The organism is Butyrivibrio sp., from assembly GCF_024699075.1.
This window is the reverse complement of record NZ_JAILQF010000179.1, coordinates 1-3,528: the sequence shown is the minus strand read 5'-3', so window position 1 is coordinate 3,528 and position 3,528 is coordinate 1. Positions and strand designations below refer to the sequence as shown.

Sequence of the window (3,528 nt, the reverse complement as noted above, 5' to 3'; positions counted from 1 at the left end):
AGCCAAGTTTAAGATAAAGCTTATTAATTCTTTATCTGAAGTTGTTAATTATTAGTTTGATGTAAATGTTCGTATCAAAGTCGTATTCATAGAAGACTATATGGTATCTAATGTAGAGTTTATCTTTGCGGCAGCAGATGTATATGAGCAGAAATATACAGCAAGACGTGAAGCAACATGAACAGGTAATATGAAGATGATGCTCAAAGGAGCAGTTACTGTAGGTACAATGGACGGTGCAACTGTTGAGATCGTAGGAGAAGTTGGAGAAGATAATGCATTTATCTTTGGTATGTCTTCTGATGAAGTAATCGAGCATGAGAGAAAGAATGACTATGATCCTATGAGCATCTATAATAATGATGCAGTGATCAAGAAGACGGTAGATCGTCTTATTGATGGAACTTTCAGTAAAGATAAGGAGCTCTTCAGACCTTTATGGAATTCTCTTCTTAATACAAAGGATACAAGTAAGGCAGATACTTATTTTATCCTTAAGGATTTCCATTCATATGCTGATGCACAGGCAAGAGTCAGAGAGGCTTATGAAGATAAGTCAGGATGGGCCAAGATGGCAATGCTCCAGACAGCCTGCTGCGGCAAGTTCTCATCAGACAGAACTATAGAAGAGTATGTTAAGGATATATGGCATCTTGATAAGATCAAGGTATGATTTTTGAACGTAAATTGCAGAAACACGCATTTACTGCGTGGGTCGTGATTCAATAATGTATGAATTATTGAACGTAAATAGTTGATAGCTGCCCTCTTTACCGGACTTTGGTTCTGTAAAGAGGGCTTTTTGTTTCAGTGAAGAAGATTGTAATCATCATTTCATTAATTTCGTAACTTGATTATATAGTCATATAATTGTATATTTATAAAAGTAGGATTGTATACACGTATATCACTTTCGATGATCGTAGAGTATGGCAGGAGGTACAGATGATCACTACTACTAAAAACGGCGCATATCTTGTAAATGGTACAGATCTTATAGAAGATAGCGCAGAAGCTTTAGCAGAAGTTGCAGCAAAAACAGGCAAGACCGTAGACAAAGACGAAGCTAAAAAAGGCACTATTGCCTATAGTATTCTTAAAGCCCACAATACTTCGGGCAATATGGATGATCTTCAGATTAAGTTCGACAAATTAACATCCCATGATATTACATATGTTGGTATTATTCAGACCGCACGTGCATCAGGACTTACAAAGTTCCCAATTCCATATGTTCTTACCAACTGTCATAATTCACTTTGTGCAGTAGGCGGTACTATTAATGAAGATGACCATATGTTCGGTCTTACAGCTGCCAAGAAATATGGCGGAATGTATGTTCCACCTCACCAGGCAGTTATTCACCAGTTTGCAAGAGAGGTTCTTGCTACAGGCGGTGGAATGATCCTTGGATCTGATTCACATACAAGATATGGCGCACTTGGAACTATGGCAATGGGAGAAGGCGGACCAGAGCTTGTTAAACAGCTCCTTAGCCAGACCTATGATATCAAGATGCCAGGCGTTATAGCTATATATATGACAGGAGAGCCTGTAAAGGGTGTAGGTCCTCAGGACGTTGCCCTTGCTATAATCGGAGAAGTATTCAAGTCAGGCTATGTCAAGAATAAGGTTATGGAGTTTGTAGGACCTGGTGTTTCAAGCCTTTCTGCAGATTTCCGTATCGGCGTTGACGTTATGACTACAGAGACGACCTGTCTTTCATCTATCTGGCAGACAGATGAAGAAATCGAAAGCTTCTATGAGATCCATGGAAGAAAAGATGATTACAAGAAGCTTTCACCTTGTGATGTTACATATTATGACGGCGTAGTAAAGGTTGATCTTAGCACTGTAAGACCTATGATCGCTATGCCATTCCATCCTTCAATCGCATACGAGATTGATTTTGTTAACGAAAACCTTGAGCAGATGCTTCATGAGACAGAAGAAAGAGCTAAGGTTTCATTTGGCGATAAGATTGAGTATTCTCTTAAAGATAAAATTGTTGACGGCAAGCTCCTTGTAGATCAGGGTATCATAGCAGGCTGTGCTGGAGGCGGATTTGAAAATATCTGTGCTGCAGCTGATATCATGAAGGGTCGCTACATAGGTGCTGATAAGTTCACAATGTCTATTTATCCTGCTTCAACACCTATTTATATGGAACTTTTGAAAAACGGCGTTGCAGCTTCACTCCTCGAGACAGGAACTGTTCTTAAGACAGCTTTTTGCGGACCTTGCTTTGGTGCCGGAGACACTCCTGCAAACAACGCATTCTCTATCCGTCACTCAACACGTAACTTCCCTAACAGAGAAGGCTCTAAGGTACAGAACGGACAGATTTCTTCAGTTGCACTTATGGATGCAAGATCTATTGCAGCTACAGCTGCTAATAAGGGCTTCCTTACGCCTGCAACCAAGTTCGATGGAGAATTCAATAAGTATACATATCACTTTGATGCTAATATTTATAAGAACCGTGTATTTGATTCAAAGGGAGTTGCAGATCCTGATGCTGAGATCCAGTTTGGACCAAATATTAAGGACTGGCCTAAGATGGAGGCTCTTCCAAAGGATCTTGTGCTTAAGGTTGTATCTGAGATTCATGATCCTGTTACAACAACAGATGAACTTATCCCTTCAGGTGAGACATCATCTTACAGATCCAATCCTCTTGGACTTGCAGAGTTCACTCTTTCAAGAAAAGACCCAGAGTATGTAGGCCGTGCCAAGGAGATTCAGAAGGCTGAGACAGCACTTGTTGCATCAGATGATCCTTATAAGGCAGTGCCTGAACTTGAAAATATAATTGAGACTATCAAAAAGTGCGGAAACGATGTTAAAATGGATGTTGAGAGCATTGGCTTTGGTTCTACTATCTTTGCAGTAAAGCCTGGTGATGGATCAGCGCGTGAGCAGGCTGCATCTTGCCAGAAGGTACTTGGCGGATGGGCTAACGTAGCTAATGAATATGCTACAAAGCGCTATCGCTCCAACCTCATTAACTGGGGTATGCTTCCATTAATTATTAAAAAAGGTGACATTCCATTTAAGAATCTTGATTATATTTTCCTTCCCGGAATAAGAGAAGAAGTTGAGAATAAGTCAGATACTATCAAGGCTGTTGCTGTAAGTGGAAATGAGACCAGGGAGTTTACAATGACTCTTGGTGATCTTACAGATCATGAAAGACAGATCATTCTTGATGGTTGTCTTATCAATTTTAACAGACAGAAATAAATATATAGGAATGCATCAATTATAACTTTGGGGGATTGCTTTTTTATGCTGACTCATAATAAGAGGGCTTTAATTGGTATTGCACTTGTTTCCTGTATCACACTTGTATCCGGATGCTCAGAATCTGCTACGGAAATAAATCCAATAACAGATACGATACAGGAGAATGCACTGGTAACACCGGATCCGGCTCTTGAAACAGCAGAAGAAATTGAAAGCATATCCCCCAGTGTTTTGGTTGATCAAAATGGATATAGGACGGGAGCTTCGAAAACTGTGCTTTTT

2 protein-coding genes and 1 pseudogene are annotated in these 3,528 nt (G+C 39.9%); all 3 read left to right on the top strand.

The window, feature by feature from the left end; genetic code table 11:
• Positions 1-673 (top strand): annotated as a pseudogene (locus K6G87_RS07020) (glycogen/starch/alpha-glucan phosphorylase); the annotation flags it as partial.
• A gap of 272 nt (positions 674-945) precedes the next feature.
• On the top strand, positions 946-3,243 hold the full coding sequence (locus K6G87_RS07015) for a hydratase (protein WP_296835322.1): 2,298 nt from the start codon (positions 946-948) through the stop codon (positions 3,241-3,243).
• A 45-nt stretch (positions 3,244-3,288) separates the two neighbouring features.
• Positions 3,289-3,528: hypothetical protein (locus tag K6G87_RS07010; RefSeq protein ID WP_296835321.1), on the top strand; the 240-nt coding region annotated here is incomplete at its 3' end.